General features: G+C 52.2%; 16 protein-coding genes. 10 read left to right on the forward strand and 6 right to left on the reverse strand.

Annotation, left to right across the window (positions count from 1 at the left end; translation table 11 throughout):
- Positions 1-241: 241 nt before the first annotated feature.
- From carA to ACP5D4_RS17060, 5 genes are all read left to right on the forward strand, one after another.
- On the forward strand, positions 242-1,390 hold the full coding sequence (gene carA, locus ACP5D4_RS17040) for a glutamine-hydrolyzing carbamoyl-phosphate synthase small subunit (RefSeq protein ID WP_428012815.1): 1,149 nt from the start codon (positions 242-244) through the stop codon (positions 1,388-1,390).
- A gap of 104 nt (positions 1,391-1,494) precedes the next feature.
- Positions 1,495-1,842, forward strand: a complete 348-nt coding sequence (locus ACP5D4_RS17045; RefSeq protein WP_428012816.1) for an STAS domain-containing protein — start codon at positions 1,495-1,497, stop codon at positions 1,840-1,842.
- 63 nt (positions 1,843-1,905) lie between these two features.
- Positions 1,906-2,388 (forward strand): Mini-ribonuclease 3, encoded by a 483-nt coding sequence (locus tag ACP5D4_RS17050; protein ID WP_428012817.1) that lies wholly within the window; start codon positions 1,906-1,908, stop codon positions 2,386-2,388.
- Positions 2,389-2,550: 162 nt separating this feature from the next.
- Positions 2,551-3,429 carry a 23S rRNA (guanosine(2251)-2'-O)-methyltransferase RlmB gene (rlmB, locus tag ACP5D4_RS17055; RefSeq protein ID WP_428012818.1) on the forward strand — a complete coding sequence of 293 codons (879 nt, stop codon included), beginning with the start codon at positions 2,551-2,553 and terminating at the stop codon, positions 3,427-3,429.
- A 182-nt stretch (positions 3,430-3,611) separates the two neighbouring features.
- Positions 3,612-3,893, forward strand: coding sequence for a DUF1816 domain-containing protein (locus tag ACP5D4_RS17060; RefSeq protein WP_428012819.1), 282 nt, complete (start codon positions 3,612-3,614; stop codon positions 3,891-3,893).
- Here ACP5D4_RS17060 and ACP5D4_RS17065 read toward each other — a convergent pair.
- Together ACP5D4_RS17065 and ACP5D4_RS17070 are read right to left on the reverse strand one after the other, a co-directional pair.
- Positions 3,884-4,726 (reverse strand): alpha/beta fold hydrolase, encoded by an 843-nt coding sequence (locus ACP5D4_RS17065; RefSeq protein WP_428012820.1) that lies wholly within the window; start codon positions 4,724-4,726, stop codon positions 3,884-3,886. The genes ACP5D4_RS17060 and ACP5D4_RS17065 overlap by 10 nt on opposite strands.
- Positions 4,727-4,739: 13 nt before the next feature.
- Entirely contained in the window at positions 4,740-5,231 is a 492-nt protein-coding gene (locus ACP5D4_RS17070; RefSeq protein ID WP_428012821.1) for an SRPBCC family protein, read from the reverse strand.
- A gap of 402 nt (positions 5,232-5,633) precedes the next feature.
- On the opposite strand from ACP5D4_RS17070, the gene ACP5D4_RS17075 reads away from it, so the two are divergent.
- Positions 5,634-7,232, forward strand: a complete 1,599-nt coding sequence (locus tag ACP5D4_RS17075) for a mechanosensitive ion channel (RefSeq protein ID WP_428012822.1) — start codon at positions 5,634-5,636, stop codon at positions 7,230-7,232.
- A gap of 152 nt (positions 7,233-7,384) precedes the next feature.
- On the opposite strand, the gene ACP5D4_RS17080 is transcribed toward ACP5D4_RS17075, so the two are convergent.
- Positions 7,385-8,572, reverse strand: coding sequence for an ABC transporter permease (locus tag ACP5D4_RS17080; RefSeq protein ID WP_428012823.1), 1,188 nt, complete (start codon positions 8,570-8,572; stop codon positions 7,385-7,387).
- 70 nt (positions 8,573-8,642) lie between these two features.
- On the reverse strand, positions 8,643-10,166 hold the full coding sequence (locus tag ACP5D4_RS17085) for an efflux RND transporter periplasmic adaptor subunit (RefSeq protein WP_428012824.1): 1,524 nt from the start codon (positions 10,164-10,166) through the stop codon (positions 8,643-8,645).
- Positions 10,167-10,693: 527 nt separating this feature from the next.
- Between ACP5D4_RS17085 and bchB the strand changes: the two genes are divergently transcribed.
- The 4 genes from bchB to ACP5D4_RS17105 all read left to right on the forward strand — a co-directional run bounded on the left by bchB (position 10,694) and on the right by ACP5D4_RS17105 (position 14,615).
- On the forward strand, positions 10,694-12,220 hold the full coding sequence (gene bchB / locus ACP5D4_RS17090; RefSeq protein ID WP_428012825.1) for a ferredoxin:protochlorophyllide reductase (ATP-dependent) subunit B: 1,527 nt from the start codon (positions 10,694-10,696) through the stop codon (positions 12,218-12,220).
- Positions 12,221-12,394: 174 nt separating this feature from the next.
- Positions 12,395-13,642, forward strand: coding sequence for a hypothetical protein (locus tag ACP5D4_RS17095; RefSeq protein WP_428012826.1), 1,248 nt, complete (start codon positions 12,395-12,397; stop codon positions 13,640-13,642).
- Positions 13,643-13,657: 15 nt separating this feature from the next.
- Positions 13,658-13,849: a hypothetical protein gene (locus ACP5D4_RS17100; RefSeq protein WP_428012827.1), complete on the forward strand. Its 192-nt coding sequence runs from the start codon at positions 13,658-13,660 to the stop codon at positions 13,847-13,849.
- 136 nt (positions 13,850-13,985) lie between these two features.
- Entirely contained in the window at positions 13,986-14,615 is a 630-nt protein-coding gene (locus tag ACP5D4_RS17105; RefSeq protein ID WP_428012828.1) for a Uma2 family endonuclease, read from the forward strand.
- Here the strand turns inward: ACP5D4_RS17105 and ACP5D4_RS17110 are convergent.
- Together ACP5D4_RS17110 and ACP5D4_RS17115 are read right to left on the reverse strand one after the other, a co-directional pair.
- Entirely contained in the window at positions 14,612-17,344 is a 2,733-nt protein-coding gene (locus tag ACP5D4_RS17110; RefSeq protein WP_428012829.1) for a lamin tail domain-containing protein, read from the reverse strand. The two genes, ACP5D4_RS17105 and ACP5D4_RS17110, sit on opposite strands and share 4 nt — an antisense overlap.
- Positions 17,345-17,411: 67 nt before the next feature.
- A partial coding sequence (locus tag ACP5D4_RS17115; RefSeq protein WP_428012830.1) for a hypothetical protein occupies positions 17,412-17,603 on the reverse strand: 192 nt, incomplete at its 5' end.

Here is a 17,603-nt window from a genome sequence, read left to right on the forward strand (position 1 = left end):
GATGAGGGGATGATGAGATGAGGGGATGATGAGATGAGGGGATGATGAGATGAGGGGATGATGAGATGAGGCGTATCTTCCTTGTCCCCATTACCCCATCACCCCATTACCCCATCACCCCATTACCCCATCACCCCATTACCCCATTACCCCGAATGCGATCGCACCTTCACACGACACTGCACCGCCGGCCGCCAAGACGTGGCATAATAGCGCCGATCCGTATATATCCGTTACCCGCATGGCCATTTCAGGCGCTCAACCCGCAATCCTCGTTCTCGCCGACGGTACTCACTACAAAGGCTGGTCGTTCGGAGCCACGGGAACGGCCATTGGCGAAGTGGTGTTCAACACCGGAATGACTGGCTATCAAGAGGTGTTGACCGATCCGAGCTACTGCGGTCAGTTAATTACGTTTACTTACCCGGAATTGGGGAACGTTGGCGTGAATCCCGAAGATGAAGAGTCGACTCGTCCTTATGCGAAAGCGGCGATCGCTCGTAATATCTGTCAGCGTCCGAGTAACTGGCGATCGACTCAATCTCTCCCCGACTATCTCAAACAACATGGCATTCCCGGCATTTACGGCATCGATACCCGCGCTCTGACTCGCAAAATTCGCTCCTCCGGGGCGATGAACGGTGCGGTTTCCAGCGAAATTCTCGATCCCGATGAGTTACTGGCCCAAGTGCAAGCAGCCCCCAGCATGGCGGGGTTGAACCTGGTGCCGGAAGTCACCACTTCCCAAGTGTACGAGTGGAGCGAACCGACGAATCCGATTTGGGAGTTCCGGCCGAAATCGGCCGAGGACGGCGAAACTTATACGGTGGTGGCGATCGATTTCGGCGTCAAGCGGAACATCCTGCGTCGTCTGGCCAGCTACGGTTGTCGGGTTATCGTGGTTCCCGTCAACACCCCACCTGAAGAGATTTTGAAATACAACCCCGACGGCATCTTCCTGTCCAACGGACCGGGAGACCCGGCGGCGGTGAAAGATGGCGTGGAAACAGTCAAACGCCTGCTCGACGCCGAAAAACCCATGTTTGGCATTTGCATGGGACACCAAATTCTCGGTCAGGCCATCGGGGCCGAAACCTTTAAGCTCAAATTCGGCCATCGCGGTCTCAACCAACCCTGCGGTTTGACGCAGCAGGTAGAGATTACTAGCCAAAACCACGGCTTCGCCATCGACGCCGATTCGCTGGCGGCCGATATTGAAGTGACCCATCTCAACCTCAACGATCGCACTGTGGCCGGTTTGCGTCACAAACAGTTACCGCTGTTTTCGGTGCAGTATCACCCCGAAGCCAGTCCCGGGCCTCACGATGCCGATTACCTGTTCGAGCGGTTCGTCCAGACGATGCGGGAAACCCGAAAAACCGCGTCGTGACCCCTACCGTTTCAGTGGACAAAATCTCCGAAAAGAGCCTATACTGAAGCGTTGATTCAAGGCAGAAGCGATAAGAGGAGGACGCCATTCCTGAGCCACTCAATTTGACGGTTAGCCTGCGAGGCACGCGCGAAGTCAAAGGTAACTACCAATTATTCCGACTCACTGGACTGCTCGATGCGTTTTCAGAGCCGAACTTCCAAAAGGTTCTGGGTAAGTGCGTCGAGGAAGGGCCGGCTCATGTCATCCTGGATTTGTCCAAAATCGATTTCGTGGACAGCTCGGGATTGGGAGCTTTGGTACAGTTGGTAAAGAAAGCTCAAAATGCCAACGGCAGCTTGCAGATCGTGACCAATCCGCGAGTGACGCAGACGGTGAAACTCGTGCGTTTGGAAAAATTTCTGTCTTTACAGAGTTCGGTCGAAGCTGCGATCGAAAACGTTTCCAAGTGAGTCTAGTCAACGGTCGGCCAGCCATTTCGCCTTGGCGCGAAACGGCTGGTTGTCCGATTTTTCATGAGTATGCCTCCGAATTCTGACGATCGATCCCTCCCCGGAGATGCCAGCCGACTGTTAACCCTCAAACGCGGGGAACTGACCCCCCAACAGGTTCGGCGCATTTCGTCCGCCGCCTTGGCCTATCTCGGCGATGCGGTATACGAGTTATACGTCCGACAGTTCTATTTGTTTCCTCCTCAACGGACTCGCGCCTACCATCAATGCGTCGTGGCTCAGGTTCGCGCCGAACGTCAAGCTCAGCATTTGCAGGAAATCGAACCCTATTTGACAGAAGAAGAAAAAGATGCTATACGTCGCGGACGCAACGCGACGGTTAAAAGTCCCAAACGGCTCGATCCTGTGGTGTACCAACAAGCGACGGGATTAGAAACTTTGGTGGGATATCTCTATCTCTGCGATCCCCAACGGTTACTCGAGCTGTTCGATCGCATTTCCCTCGATCCCCATCCCAGCCAAGGGTCTTCAGCTTCCGATTCCTAAGCCTCTGCCCCTTGAACCCGACAAAATCTTTAGGAAATCTTCAGGAAGTTGGGAAACCGAAAAAGTTTGAGGATTTCATGACATTTTCCCCGTCCTCGAGGGGACTCTTCCGAAGCCTATCCGACTCCTATTTCTCCTCATCACACATCTGTTATCTGCCTCATGTCACCTTCTAATTTCCGTCCTCGCAAATCTCGCAAACCCTCGCGTTCGCCTCGCCACCGCCGCCCCAAACCGACGGCTCCCGTGAAAGCCAGATCGTCAGAACGCTCCGCCGAAGAGAACGACGCCAACGATTTAATTTACGGTCGCCATACAGTTCTCAGCGCCCTGGAGAGCGATCGCCCCCTCAACCGCGTTTGGATTGTCAACCAATTGCGCCACGCCTCGCGTTTCCACACGCTCCTCGCCGAAGCCAAAGCCAACGGAACCGTTATCGACGAAGTGTCTTACAAACGCTTGGACCAAATGACCAACGGCGCGACTCATCAAGGCGTGGCGGCGCAGGTGTCCCCCTATCAATATTGGGATCTCGACGCCCTGATCGCCCGCGCTAAAGAAACTAACGAGCGCCCGGTTCTCATCGTCGCCGACGGGATCGCCGATCCCCACAACCTGGGGGCGATCGTGCGTACCGCTGAAGCCCTCGGCGCTCAAGGGGTTGTCATTCCCCAACGTCGCGCCGCCAGCGTGTCTTCGACGGTAATGAAAGTGGCCGCCGGAGCGGTTGAAGCGATCCCCATCGCCCGAGTTGTTAATTTGTCACAAACCCTCGAAACCCTGAAAGAAGAAGGCTTTTGGATTTACGGCCTCTCGGAAAAAGCCGATCGATCGCTCCATCAAGTTGAATTTAACGCGGCGACTGTGTTAGTCATGGGAGCCGAGGGCAGTGGACTCGGGATGCTCACGCAACGACACTGCGACCAACTCGTGTCGATTCCCCTTTCTGGGACGACGCCGAGTCTCAACGTTTCCGTGGCCGCCGGAATGGCCCTCTATGAAATTTATCGTCAACGTTGGTTGAATCAGTTACACCTCTAAAATTGGGGATCGTAGTAGGATCGAAACGCAAATCGAGGGAACGAGTCTCCGAGCGATCGAATTCCTCAAACCGTTCGTTGAAAAAAAGCGAACGGCAGAGTATAAAGAACTGTAACAAACGGCAGCCAATCGTCTGTTGGTCTAGGGTTCTCCACCTCAGTTATCAAGCGGGCAATTTAACCATGAAAGAGTTTTTCGTTAACCTCCTGCAAACCGTCGGTCTGGCCTGGTGGGTGAAAATCGTCACCGAAACGCCTCAATGCACCTACTACTTCGGGCCGTTTCTGTCTCAAAGGGAGGCGGAAGCCGCTAAAGCCGGATACATCGAAGATTTAGAGGCCGAAGGCGCTCAGGGCATCGGTATTGAAGTCCTGCGTTGCAAGCCCACGGAACTGACGGTATTCGACGAGGAGGCGGAAATGACTTCCCCTTTGTCGGCGCCGATTCTGAGCGGTCAAACGTGAGCGATCGCTCCTAAGTCGGGGCGATCGGACAGCCAGGTTTCGATATCGCGACAGACTCGCTCGGGAATTTCCCAGGGGAAAAGATGGGCGGTATCGCGATAGCAAATCCACTGACAGTCTGCCAGTGCCAAGGCGGTTTCTCGACTGGCTTCGGGGGTGATGTGGCAGTCCCTGTCTCCGGCTAACCACAGACAGGGACAGCGAACGCGATCGAGTTCCGAACGGCGATCGTACCCCTGCTGTAACGCCTGTTGCAGCGCTCGTGTGGCCTCGGGGTGCGTCTTCAAATAGGCCGACACCCCTTCACGGGCGAGATAGCGGTATACCGACGGCTCCTGTCGCCGTACTAAGTGGCGAAACAGCGATCGCTTGCCGAAAGTCTCGATATTCCAACGCCATCCCGGTTTGAGGCGGTTTAAAATCCCGGCAACGGCCGTATAGGCTAAGTCCTGACGGCTGACGGGAGGGTGGCTACCGCGCGGCCGGGCGGCGGTGGCAATGCCGATAACTCCCGCCACGCGATCGCCGTGGCGCAGGGCGAGTTCGAGTGCCAAAATTCCGCCAAGCGACCAGCCTAACAGGAGGTAGCGATCGACGTGCAAACGCTCGAGCAGCGCCTCTAAATCCTCGAGATGGGCGTCCATCTCGAAAGCCCCTCGGGGTCGGCTGCGGCCGTAGCCCCGTAAGTCCGGGCAAATGGTACGGTAGCGAGGACTCAAGCGATGGGCAAACACCGACAAACAACCGCTCGCTCCCGGATGGCCGTGGAGCATCAGAATCGGAAAACCGTCGCCTCGAACGTCAACGTGAAGGTCGATGGGATCGCGTGCCATTATCTCTTGCCTATTATCGACCCTCCGAACGATACAGACGCTCGGCGACCCGCTTGAGGCGGCGGAGTTGGGCGTCCATGTCTGCCTTCGTCCAACTGGCGGCGAAGGTATCGAAACCGTAGGCGACGAGGGCGTTGGGAATCTGGAACTCGAAGCGGTTGATTAAAAGAGTGCCGTCGATTTGCGGTTGGCATTCCCAGCGATCGCGCCCGACGAAAAAGCCCTCGAAGCCCCAAACAACGAGTCCCGGTTCTCGTTCGACGACGGTCGATCGTAAGGTCGGACGAAGCAGCGGAATTTGAATGACAAACCGAGATGGCGATCCCACCGCCGTGTCCCAAGTCCCCACGGGTTCGCAGCGTAACGCCGGATTGAGCCATTGGTGCATTAAATCCAAATCCGTCAAACAGCGTTCGACGGCGGTGGCGCTGGCACGCACGAAAACCGACTGCTCGAAGAGGCGGTGAGTTTGGGCAGAAGAACGGGCGGTGTTAAAGGTTCGCATCGGCGAGATCGGTGCAAGACAAGCGGTAGAACTCGTTGAGATCGCGATCGCGTTTCGGCGATCGACTGTTTTCTCATCTTTACATACATTTCAACGTGACAGAGGACTGGCTTCAAGGAGAGTGCGAGGGGAAACGCCAAGGCGAGATCCTATAAAAACCGTAAAAAAACCCGTAAAACTTGGGAGGAATCCAATTATTTCTGTAGGATAATCCCAAGTGTTGCTATAGGACGCGACACCGCTATCCTTATTACGAGTTTAGTTAGATCGAATTCCCGACCGATTGCGGTCGGCATCTGTAACGCCTCGATCGTTCGATCGAAATTCAGATGACATTGTAGTAATACGGAGGACGCGACAGACTTCACCTCGAGGGTGAGGTCTCGATCGCGAAAAACTTACATGATAGAAACCTGGTGTATCCCAGCGATTCACGACTCGAGCAGTTCTCAACTTCTCGCTCAAGTCAGCTTAGAATCGTTTGTCAATAGCATCAGCGAAGCTATTGGTTCTTTTTTACCGAGCATTGTTGGTGCGATTCTGATCTTGATTCTGTTTTGGCTAGGCGCGAGTCTGGCGGCCACGGCCGTCAAAGCGCTTCTCCGCCGAACCGACATCGATAACAAAATTGCGGCCTGGATGTCCGGAGACGCCGAAGGTAGATCCTCGCTCCCGGTCGAACAGTGGGCAGCCACGCTCGTTTACTGGATTGTCCTACTCTTCGGATTGTTGGCGTTCTTCAACGCCCTCAAACTGGAAATCGTCTCCGCTCCCCTAGCGGGATTTTTAGAACAAATCTTCGACTACCTGCCCCGAGCCGGTGCAGCTCTCTTGTGGTTGGGATTTGCTTGGGTCTTGGCAACCCTCTCGAAAGTCTTGCTGACCCGAGGCTTAGAACGCTTTCGCCTGGACGATCGCCTCGCCGAACAGTCTGGCGGTCAAAGTCCGTTCCTCATCAACGAGACCCTCGCCAATACCCTCTATTGGTTTATCTTCCTGCTGTTCCTACCCATTATTCTCGACACTCTCGGCTTACAAGGGTTACTGATGCCCCTGCAAGCCATGCTCGAGAAAATCCTGGCTTACCTGCCCAATATCTTAACGGCAGTGGCCATCGGCGTTATCGGTTGGATTGTGGCGCGAGTCGTGCGCGGCTTGGTCACGAACTTCCTGGCCGCCACGGGTATCGACAACATCGGCGCGAGAGTCGGCCTCTCTCAAATGGGAGGAATGCCCCTTTCGGGAATCGTCGGGACGGTGGCGTACATCCTCATCCTGATTCCCATCGCCATCGCTGCCCTAGACGCTCTGAGAATTCAGTCCGTCTCGGCACCGGCCATTAGTATGCTCGAGCAAGTGCTCGACTTCCTGCCGCAAATCTTCACGGCCGGTTTAATTATCGCCGTGTTCTTCTTCCTAGGGCGCTGGATTTCGGAATTCGTCACCAGCTTGCTCACCAGCCTGGGCTTTAACAACATCTTCTCGGCTTTAGGTCTCAACCCGCCTCCCCGCCGTCCGGAAGACCCCGGTGAAATGACGCCGTTCCAAGCCGGAAGCCGCACGCCTTCTGAATTTGTGGGCATTGTGGTTTGGGTGGCCATCGAACTCTTTGCCATCGTCGCCGCTGTTGACGTTCTCGAAATTCCCGCCCTGAACGAGATCGTTTCCGGGTTGTTGGTCATCTTCGGCCGCATCCTCGCCGGATTGGTGGTCTTGGCCGTCGGCTTGTATCTGGCCAATCTCGTGTACAACCTCATTATTGGTTCGGGGAGTTCGCAAGCTCGGCTTCTCGGTCAAGTGGCTCGCATCTCCATCATTGCCTTTGTGGTCGCCATGACCTTGCAACAAATGGGCATCGCGCCGGATATCGTCAACCTCGCCTTCGGCTTGCTGCTGGGTGCGTTGGCGGTGGCGGTGGCTCTGGCCTTTGGCTTGGGCGGTCGCGATATTGCGGCTGAGAAAATTCGCGAGTTTCTTTCCTCGTTCCAAGACGGCGAGTAATTGGCTCGATCGCTGTTGCATCTGGCTTTCGAGCTAGATGTCAACGGATTTTACGGATAGCACTTTTGATTTAAACAGTGGGGCAGCTTTCGGACTGCCCCCTTTTTCTGGGACGCCAACCGTTAAAAAACCAACGTCTTCTACTCCATTGCTCAAGACCGCAAGGCACTGACGGGATCGAGGCGACTGGCTCGTAACGCCGGGAGAAATCCCGCCCCTACTCCCACGACCAACGCCGACCCCAACGCCAGAGTCGCCGATCGACCGTCAAACTGATACGGTAAATCGAAGGCATTACTCACCGCCACCGTAATAAAGTGAACCGTAGCGATGGCCGTCACGCCCCCGACTACGCTCAACACCGTGGCTTCCAAAACAAACTGAAACATTACGTCGCGGGGTTTCGCCCCAATGGCCAACCGCAAGCCGATTTCAGCGGTCCTTTCCATCACCGAGGCGATGGTAATGTTAGCAATCCCTACGCCACCGACCAGTAAGGCAATGCCTCCCACGGCGAGGAGCGATCGAGACACGGTTTTGAGGGTTTCCCGTTGGGCGAGAATGTCGCCGACGTTGTTGTAAGACCAAAAACTGTGGTCGGGATACCGCTGTTCTAACAATGCCACCGCCTGAGTTTCGATCGAATCCAAATCCTCGAGGCGATGGGGACGGATGAGTATCCGATGAAGCACCTGATACCCCGATAGGGCGTGCCATACCGTAATTGGCATATACATCTTACCTTGGGGGTCTTCCCGATCCCCCCCTTCGAGTTTGCTTTCTACGACACCGCGAACGATAAAGGGACGACCTCCCACATACACCCGTTCGCCGATGGGATCGCGATCGGGAAACAGATGCTCGACCAAAATCTCGTCTACCACCAGAACAGAACGGTAATTTTCAAAATCAACGCGGCTAAAAAATCGCCCGTCCGTCATGCGCAAGCCCGAGGTTTTCAGATAATCCCCAGATACCGCAACCATATTTGGACTCGCTTCTCGATCGAGATAGGTTACGGACCAAGAGAACCACACCCAGGTCGAAGCACTCACAGCTTGAGCGTTAATCAAGCGTTCTTTCAGGTACTCCATATCCTCGAGTTGCAACCGTCGATAGGGTTTGTTGCGCTGCCAGGAAGAACCGACATCGACTCGGGGGGCTTGTCGTTCGTTGAGTTGTTTTTCGATAACCGCTTGGCTGATATTGCCCACCTGTAACGTCGCACTCACCGCCGCCACCCCCATAAACACGCCAAGACTCGTCAAGCTCGATCGCAAGGGATTCGCTTTGAGAGAGGAATAGGTGATTTTGAAGAGATCGACAGGAGACAGAGGCATAGTGAGCAGGTGAGGAGATTTCACATCATCCGGTCATCCCATCATCACATCATCTCATCATCCCATCATCTCAATTGGGTTCGACGGTGGTTCCGGGTTCGAGTTCGGCTTCGATGGGAGGAATCGCGACGCGATCGCCGGGTTCCAAACCTGAGAGAATTTCAACGATGGTGAGGCCGTCGAGTCCTAGGGTAACGGGTTGGCGGCTGACGGTGTTGCTGTCATCGAGCAGCCAGACGAAGGGATCGGTGTCCGGTTGCTGAATGGCTTCGATGTCGAGGGCGACTGCGTCGGGTTTTCGATCGAGGACGATTTCGACGTTGACTTGACTCCCCGGAATCAGGGCGCCGCTGGGTTCGTCGAGATTGACGATCGCGTTGACGGCGGCCAGACTTTCTCGACTCCCGCTATCGGCCATTTCGCCATCGGCACTTAAGGAGATCCGTTCGACTTGTCCCTCGTAGATTTCTTCGTCGGGTCCGATAACGGAAATCCGCGCGGGTTGACCGCTTCGTACTTCTTTGGCGTTGAGGGTGGACAGTTGCAGTTCCACGATTTCTCGATCGGGATCGCCGAGGGTGAGCAAACTTTCGCCGATTTGCACCACGTCCCCCCGCACGACATCGATATCGAGGATTTTACCGCCGATGGGGGCTGAGACGATGCGGCTTTGCAGCTGTTCTTCGATGGTTTGGGCGGCCAGTTGCAACTGTTGCAGCTCTAAGGTGGCGGTGTTGGCGTCGTACAGAGCCTCTTCTAAGGCGATTTCGGCGGCGCGAACGGCGGAGGCGGCTTCGCGGCGTTCTTCTTCGGCGGTGCGAACGGCGTCTTCGATTTGGCGGCGGACAGTCTCGAGACTCGCCTGGGAACTCTCGAGGCGCAGTTGGGTGCTTTGAACTTCTAATCGAGCTTGGCGCAATTGCGCTTCGGCTTGGCGCACGGCGTTTTCTGTGTCTTGGAGTTGGTTGAGGGAAATGAACCCGCGATCGTACAAGCTGCGATCGCGTTCTAACTGTTCCTGTCGGCTGGTGAGGGTTTCCCGAGCATCGACAGCCGCTTGACGCTTGTTTTCGAGTTCTAAGGCGATTTGTTGGATTTCGTTTTGGCGTTCGACGAGACTGGCGCGATCGGCATCGCGAGCGCGGCGGAGAACGCGATCGCGTTCCCGACGCGCCGCTTCCAAACTCCCCCTGGCGTTTTCCACTTTCTGCTGTTTCGCCTCCACGTCAAGTTCTTTTTGGCGAATTCTCAGTAAATGTTCTTCGAGTTGGGTGAGTTCTTCGTCGTCGCGCAAAATCAGCAATTCCTGACCGGGTGACACGCGATCGCCCATAGCCGCTTTGACCTCGATAACTGTGGCATCGCTGGGGGCTTTCAGGGTTTGCTGAGACCCCAGTTTTACTGTGCCGCTTTCGTTCACCGTCCGTTCGACGTCGGTTCGTTCGACGGTTAACACCCGCACGCTGACGGTTTGGGCGGAGTTCGATCGGCGACTGTAGACCACCCATCCTCCGAGGCTGACTGCTGCTAATACGGCAGATCCAGCAATCCACCCGATACCCCGTTTCAAGGCTGGATTTTTCCCTGTTTCCATCGCGTTTTCTCTCGCCGTTCGAGCTGATTCGAGTTGGGACTGTCGATTTCTATTGTAGAAAAACTCATTGGTCGATACAGAATTTAACAAAAAATACGCTGAAAATCTATTGACAAAATATATTTTGTATTGTAATAAAAAATCCTGAGATCTGGGGATCTGGAAAATTGCGAAGGTTCGACGAAGATCGATACAGCAACTTGCCGTCAGATGCTAACCTTTGAATTTGAGTGAAGTTCGATCGAACCGTTATCGATAATTTGTTAAGGAATGTACTAAACCGTTAAGAATCGTCTCTAAGGGACAACAAATAAATTGCTTTAGTCGTAGGCTAGAGTCCAGTCGAACCACAGGTAACGGGGTAATTTAAGCTTTGACAATAAGCGATTTTACCTATTAAAAAAATCTGAGTTCGTCCTCAATTCATCCTCAATTCATCAATGTCCCTATCGATCGCGCCTCGGAATTGACAAAACTCGGTTTCGCGGTGCGATCGCACCCTTGAAGCGACAACGGGAGATCGTTATATGAAATTGGCTTACTGGATGTATGCCGGACCGGCACATATTGGCACGCTACGGATTGCCAGTTCTTTCAAAAACGTTCATGCAATTATGCACGCGCCACTCGGCGACGACTATTTTAACGTGATGCGATCGATGTTGGAACGGGAGCGGGATTTTACCCCCGTTACCGCCAGTGTCGTCGATCGCAACGTTTTGGCGCGAGGCTCTCAGGATAAAGTGGTGAACAACATCACCCGCAAAGATGCCGAAGAACATCCCGATCTCATCGTTCTTACCCCCACCTGCACCTCCAGCATCTTACAAGAAGACCTCGCCAACTTTGTCTCTCGCGCACAACTCGAAGCCAACTGCGACGTTCTCCTCGCTGACGTAAACCACTATCGCGTCAACGAATTACAAGCCGCCGATCGCACCCTCGAACAGATCCTGCGGTATTATCTGGAAAAAGCCCAGAAAAAAGGCGAACTTCCCCAGGATAAAACCGAAAAACCGTCGGTTAATATTCTCGGAATTTCCTCGTTAGGATTCCACAACCAACACGACGCCACAGAATTAAAACGGCTAATGGCGGATTTGGGAATCGAAGTCAACGCCGTAATTCCCCACGGTGCCTCGGTTCGCGAGTTGAAGAACCTACCTCGCGCCTGGTTTAACCTGGTTCCCTATCGCGAATTGGGAACGATGGCGGCGAACTACCTCAAAACCGAGTTCGAGATGCCGTTTGTGGATATTACGCCGATGGGTGTGGTAGATACGGCGCGTTGTATTCGCGAAATTGGCAAGGTTTTGAACCAACTCGGCGCCGAGACGGATTTCGAGGAATATATCGACAATCAAACCCGTTTCGTGTCTCAGGCGGCGTGGTTCTCCCGTTCTATTGACTGTCAAAACCTCACGGGTAAGAAAGCGGTGGTGTTTGGCGACAACACCCACGCAGCGGCGATGACGAAAATCCTGTCTCGGGAGATGGGGATTCACGTGGTTTTGGCGGGAACCTATTGTAAATACGATGCGGATTGGTTCCGCGAACAAGTCAGCGAGTATTGTGATGAGGTTTTGATTAGCGATGATAACGCCGCGATTGGGGATGCGATCGCGCGTCTGGAACCTGCTGCGATTTTTGGCACCCAGATGGAACGTCACGTTGGGAAGCGGTTAGATATTCCCTGCGGCGTGATTGCGGCACCGATTCACATTCAGAATTTCCCGGTGGGATACAAGCCGTTTTTGGGGTACGAAGGCGCCAATCAAGTGGTGGATTTGATTTACAATTCGTTTACCCTGGGAATGGAAGATCACCTGTTGGAAATTTTCGGCGGACACGATACGAAGGAAGCGATTACGAAGAGCGTTTCGGCGGATTCGGATCTCAGTTGGAGTAAAGACGGGTTGGCTCAGTTGAATAAGATTCCTGGGTTCGTTCGCGCCAAGGTGAAACGCAACACGGAGAAATTCGCACGCGATCGCGGTATCGATACGATTACGGCTGAGGTGTTGTACGCGGCGAAAGAGGCTGTGGGTGCTTAAGTTGTTTTCCTGAAGGTTGATGGTTGCAGGCGGTTGCGATGGCGATCGCCTGTTTTTTATCTATTCTTGGAGAATGGCGATCGAGATATTTGAGACAACGGTGGTAAGAACGCACGTTCGTAGATTACGATAAAGTTTTATAAAGTGCGTTTCGAGCGTTTTCACTTCCCAAGTATGGTTTATCGAATTTCACACTGTAGTAAATCCATTGAAAATTATATAATTTGCGTTCGTAAGAATATCATTGGCTTTCTCAATCGCGGTGCAACCCCAGGCGATCGCGTTTATTTAGCCGTCAAAGTAGGGAAAACGAGCTTTTGTAGCGTTCGGGGTATTCTCGGATGTATTACCGATCTCAAACCTTGGGAAGACGGGGAGTCTTACGTTCATTGCTTAAATTTTATCGATTTAGAATTCTGCGAGCCGTTTGACCTCAAAATACTGTCAAAAATCGGCGGAAAATATTGGTCTTTGAAATATCTGCAAGGTGCAAAGCCGATTAAAGATAAAGAGGCTCGAGATTTACTCGATCGAACTTTTAATTCGCAAATTATATCCGATTTTAAACTACCCGAAAACTGCAATATAGAAAATCAAACACTGCTTTCAGATGGTCAGGATGAAGCATTGGACGAAGATACCCATGAGGATTTGGAGGACATAGAAGAGTATTCTGAAAAGAACCTTAAAATTATGGGAACGTTTCAAACGGTTAAATTTGCGAACGAAACTGACAAAACTCGAGGCTTAGAAACTCTAGTCAATCAGAATTTTTACGAGTTATTTGCAGATTATCAAGTCGATCGAACGGTGTTAATCTCCGAAAATCGCCTGTTTTTAACCGCTGGAGTCCGCTCGGTTTCTGGTATTCGCGGAATTCCCGACGCACTGCTCTTGATTTACGATCGACAAAATAAACCATCGCTACGAGTCAATTTAGTAGAATACGAATGTTACGGCGAACGCAAAACCACGACACTCGAACGCAACAACTATTTAAACGGTCATATTATCCCGCAATTGATGAAGTTTGCATCGGCGTTTAGCGTCGTCACTGACAAGCAAATTCGCGACGAAACAGCAACCACTTGGGTACAGAAAATTATTAACTATGTGTTTGACGATCGCGCCACCTGTGAAAAAGTCACGGGATGGATTCGAGAACTCAAACCGGGTATTCCTGAAGGAATGATGTCTTACGAACTGAACAACCTTTTATTGGATGCGTTCAAAAGCAGTTTACAGGTTATTTTAATTATAGACGAACTGAGTCCCGAGCAGGAATCGACGATTCGGAACGTGGTGAATGCGTTTAAATTAGAAGACGGAAGTTCGATTGGCTTTAAGGCTTATGTAGTTCGGTTACAGCAGCGTCTTCAGATAATGGATGGGGATGCTGAATATGCGTTGTCTGTTCAGTAGTGGGAAGGGTGGAAGATGTGCGATCGCCAAATTTCTAATTTGACAACACAGTTACCCAGCCAAGAGCAAATCGATCGGGTGATTCAGTTGCTCGACTCTTGGTGTGAAGATACAGCCGAAAACATTCAAGAGCAGCAGGAAACTTTTGAGTATTTGCAAAAAGCGATCGATGAAGATCGTCCCTCCGATCGCAAAATCTTTTTATGAAGGTAATTTAGGAAGTGGAGCCTCGAGAAGGCATTCCCAGCCATAGGATGGCAACGAGAACAACAAGCTAAAATCAAAGTAAAATCAAATTAAGTCGATCGCTCTGATTTTTACGAAGTTTTTTCAAACCATCCCCATGAACCCGATCGCACTTCCGACTACTCCCAAATTCCAACTCACGGGAATTTCCTGGGAAACTTACGAAGCCTTGTTGCGAGATATTAGCCAACATCGCCGCTTTCGCTTGACGTATTATCGCGGAACCCTGGATCTGATGGTTCCTTCTCCAGAACACGAACGATATAAAAAGGTAATCGGACGTTTTGTCGAAACTCTCGCGGAAGAATTGGAAATCGCCATCGAACCCTTCGGTTCGACAACGTTCAAAAAACCGGAATTGGCGGGAATCGAACCGGATGAGTGTTTCTACGTTCGTAATTTAGACGCCATTCGGGGATTGCGACGCTTTGACTACAATCGCGATCCGCCTCCCGATCTTGCGGTGGAAATTGATATCGCCAGTTCCTCGAAAAATCGCCTCGCGATTTACGCTGAAATTGGGATTGGGGAAGTGTGGCGATACGACGGAAATCGTCTGGTTGTCTATCAATTGGAAAACGGCGATTACGTCGAAGGCGATCGCAGTGGGATTTTTCCCACGATTCCCATTTCCCAAATTGCGGAATTTCTCGATCGATCCCTCGAGACTGACTATCTCACCTTGGTTCGTCAGTTTCAAGCTTGGATACGACACGGCGATCGCTAAATCTCAAACCCCGTCTCGAAATCCGTTACGTCGATCGAATCCACCCTTTCCCCCAGCAACACCGCCACCACCTCGTCTCCTAACCGAATCTCCGTCGTCGTCTCTACCTGAAACACCCGCAACTGTGACAGTGTTAGGGAGTTTCCCAACACCAAGCGATCGACACCATCGGTGAAATCTGTAATCGTCTCTTTCCCAAACCCGAGAATAAAGCGATCGATCCCTCCCCCTCCAGTTAAAGTGTCGTCTCCCCAATCTCCCGAAAGGAAGTCGTCGCCACCCTCGCCAAAAAGTTCGTCGTCGTCTTTCCCCCCAAACAGACTATCGTTGTCGTCGCCTCCCCAGATGCGATCGAATCCCGCATTTCCCAACAACAGATCGTTTCCCACTTCTCCCAAAACACAATCATCTCCCAACTCTGCGGCGAGAGTATCGTCTCCATCCCCTCCCCAAAGTCGATCGTCGTCTTTCCCCGCAAACAGTCGATCGCTTCCACCGTTTCCTTCGAGATCGTCGTTTCCGCGATTTCCAAACAGCCAATCTTCCCCGTCGCCACCGTCGAGATTGTCTCCCGTCTCCCATCCGATGAGGGTATCGCTACCGCTTCCCCCGAAAATTTCGTTGGCTTCCTCATCGCCAAACATCAAATCGTCTCCGACGCTTCCCGTTTCTGAGGAAATCCCATCGATGTCGAATTTCACGCAGCCTTCGTAATTTTCAGTGTTGTTGGCTGGGGGATACAAGGAAGATGTCTCGGGAATTGCGATCGACGCCGTTTCAGACAGAGACGCTTCGGGAACTTCTGCTGAAGGCGAAACTTCTGAAACTGTTTCCGGTAGCGAGGTTTCTGATTCGATCGCCTTTTCTGCTTCTTCTGAATTTCCCGAATTCCCAGAATTCCCAGAACTTCCCGAATTCCCCGAATTCCCAGAGTTTCCAGAGTTTCCAGAATTTCCCGAACTTCCAGAACTTCCCGAATTCCCAGAGTTTCCAGAATTTCCCGAACTTCCCGAATTCCCAGAACTTCCAGAACTTCCAGAATTTCCCGAATTTCCCGATTCCGCCATCGTCGTAAAATTCCACGTCGTGGCGTCGTCGATTCCCGCAAATGGATTTCCCGCCAAATCCTCAAAAGCCGTATTGTCGATGCGAACCTCGTAACTCGTGGAAAACGCCAGAGAATTCGCCAAATCCACAGTTACCGTATCGCCGCTGAGGGAAACTCGCGAAGAAGAAATGTCGATCGCTTCCACTACCGCATCGTCACTACTGCGACGAAGTTCGATCGAACCCGTTCCTTTCGCCACCACTTCGTCAAAGCGAATCGTTAAATCGAGGCTTTTCTCCACATCCGAGGCGTTATCCAGAGGCGTCGTCGCCGCGAGACTCGGTGATGTCGTATCGAGGGGAAACGACGAACCGTCAGTTTGGGTTCCCGGTGAAAACTGCGACGAACCAAGGGTTTCGTGTTTGACGAATCCCCCCGTAACATCAGGCGATCGCGTTAGCGATTGGTTGTCGCCGCCTTCGCTTCCATATATATATGTGGCGACATCCTGGCTTCCGTCGTTGAGGGTGAGGCTGTCGCCGTCGTTGTTTAACCCCAGTAAACCGGTACTCGCTGTTTGAACGATCGAACCGCCGAAACTCCCTGTCGGCGTTCCTCCTCCAAACACCACGATCGCTTCTCCGTCAGCCAGAATCGTGTCTGCGGGGAAGATATGGCGAACTTCCACCGCGTCGGAAACCTTCCATCCCGAGAGATCGATCGCACTTCCAGTATTGTTTAAAAATTCAATAAACTCGTCTTCGGAACTGTCAATCTCCCCGTCGCCGTTAGCGTCGCCGTTGCTGGAATCGGGATCGGCGAGAATTTCGTTAAAAATGACGCCGCCGGAGGTGGTGGTTTGAAAACTGAAGCTGTAATCGGAATCTGGAGAGTCTGGCGTGTCGTCGATGTCAGCGATTCCCGTTTTAAACAGTGTTACTGTTACTATTTCGCCTGAGTGAAAGTCATCGTCGATATCGAGACTATATTCCGATCCGCTTCCGCTAACGCTGGCGGTGTGGGTTCCGCTGCTGTCGCCGACGATGCTAAACCAATTTCCCGAAACGGTAACGGCTTCGTTAAATTGAATTGTTAAATCCGAAGCGATCGACACTCCCGTATTGTTATTTAACGGTGTCGTCGCCAAAACACTCGGCGGCGTGTCGGGAATTGTGGCGGTATGGGAACCCAAGCCGTCGCTGGTGTCTTCGTCAAATCCTATCCATTCCACCGCCGGATCGAAACTGTCGCTGGCGTCGCTGTCACCTTGGTAAATTCCCGGTTGGCGGCGAAGGGTTCGATTTTGACTGGCGGTTTCTCCGCTTCCCCAATAAGCTCCGGGGTCTTCTCCTATTTTACCAAAACTATCGATTAATTTCCCGCTTTTTGTGATAAGAATTGTATCGTTTCCGTTAAAGTTAACAACGAAATTATTCGTGATATCGGCAATATTTAAAATATCTGAATCTGCGCTACCGTGGGCAAGGACGAATACCTCTTTGGGGGCGATCACTCCGGTTAATTCTAAAGTTTGAGTCGGCGTCGTTTCACCGTTAAAATACACTTCTAGGCTGTAATTACCCGCATCTAAATCAATCTCAACGCTCGTAGGATTGTAAAGTTCGAGGGCTTTGTTATAACTACTTCCCTCGAGATATTCCGAAATAAATAGATCCGACATCGCAACGCACTTTCCTGATGGTTCGAGGTCGATCGCCCCAGGTCGCGCGGCATAAACAGCCGTAATTTTATGTACGTAATTCTGAGTAAAAGCCCACGAGAGCGATCGAAATTTCGTTTACAATATCGTATTTTTGTTGACTTTTAATCCGTGAAAATCCCGAACCTTTCAGTATTTTTAGGTAATCTGCTCTGAAAAAACACATAAAAAGTCCGGGAGCTTGGTAGCCCCGTCGCTTTAGCGCGGGGTGGAAAAGCGA

Source organism: Baaleninema sp. (assembly GCF_049974805.1).
In the GTDB taxonomy this organism is placed as follows: domain Bacteria; phylum Cyanobacteriota; class Cyanobacteriia; order Cyanobacteriales; family Geitlerinemataceae; genus Baaleninema.

Bases quoted from the DNA above. Each gene is read 5' to 3' on its own strand.
- ACP5D4_RS17075 (WP_428012822.1), top strand. From the start codon at position 5,634: ATGATAGAAACCTGGTGTATCCCAGCGATTCACGACTCGAGCAGTTCT.
- ACP5D4_RS17110 (WP_428012829.1), bottom strand. From the start codon at position 17,344: ATGTCGGATCTATTTATTTCGGAATATCTCGAGGGAAGTAGTTATAAC.
- ACP5D4_RS17080 (WP_428012823.1), bottom strand. From the start codon at position 8,572: ATGCCTCTGTCTCCTGTCGATCTCTTCAAAATCACCTATTCCTCTCTC.
- ACP5D4_RS17070 (WP_428012821.1), bottom strand. From the start codon at position 5,231: ATGCGAACCTTTAACACCGCCCGTTCTTCTGCCCAAACTCACCGCCTC.
- ACP5D4_RS17050 (WP_428012817.1), top strand. From the start codon at position 1,906: ATGAGTATGCCTCCGAATTCTGACGATCGATCCCTCCCCGGAGATGCC.
- ACP5D4_RS17095 (WP_428012826.1), top strand. From the start codon at position 12,395: ATGGTTTATCGAATTTCACACTGTAGTAAATCCATTGAAAATTATATA.
- ACP5D4_RS17085 (WP_428012824.1), bottom strand. From the start codon at position 10,166: ATGGAAACAGGGAAAAATCCAGCCTTGAAACGGGGTATCGGGTGGATT.
- rlmB (WP_428012818.1), top strand. From the start codon at position 2,551: ATGTCACCTTCTAATTTCCGTCCTCGCAAATCTCGCAAACCCTCGCGT.
- ACP5D4_RS17065 (WP_428012820.1), bottom strand. From the start codon at position 4,726: ATGGCACGCGATCCCATCGACCTTCACGTTGACGTTCGAGGCGACGGT.
- ACP5D4_RS17105 (WP_428012828.1), top strand. From the start codon at position 13,986: ATGAACCCGATCGCACTTCCGACTACTCCCAAATTCCAACTCACGGGA.
- bchB (WP_428012825.1), top strand. From the start codon at position 10,694: ATGAAATTGGCTTACTGGATGTATGCCGGACCGGCACATATTGGCACG.
- ACP5D4_RS17060 (WP_428012819.1), top strand. From the start codon at position 3,612: ATGAAAGAGTTTTTCGTTAACCTCCTGCAAACCGTCGGTCTGGCCTGG.
- carA (WP_428012815.1), top strand. From the start codon at position 242: ATGGCCATTTCAGGCGCTCAACCCGCAATCCTCGTTCTCGCCGACGGT.
- ACP5D4_RS17100 (WP_428012827.1), top strand. From the start codon at position 13,658: ATGTGCGATCGCCAAATTTCTAATTTGACAACACAGTTACCCAGCCAA.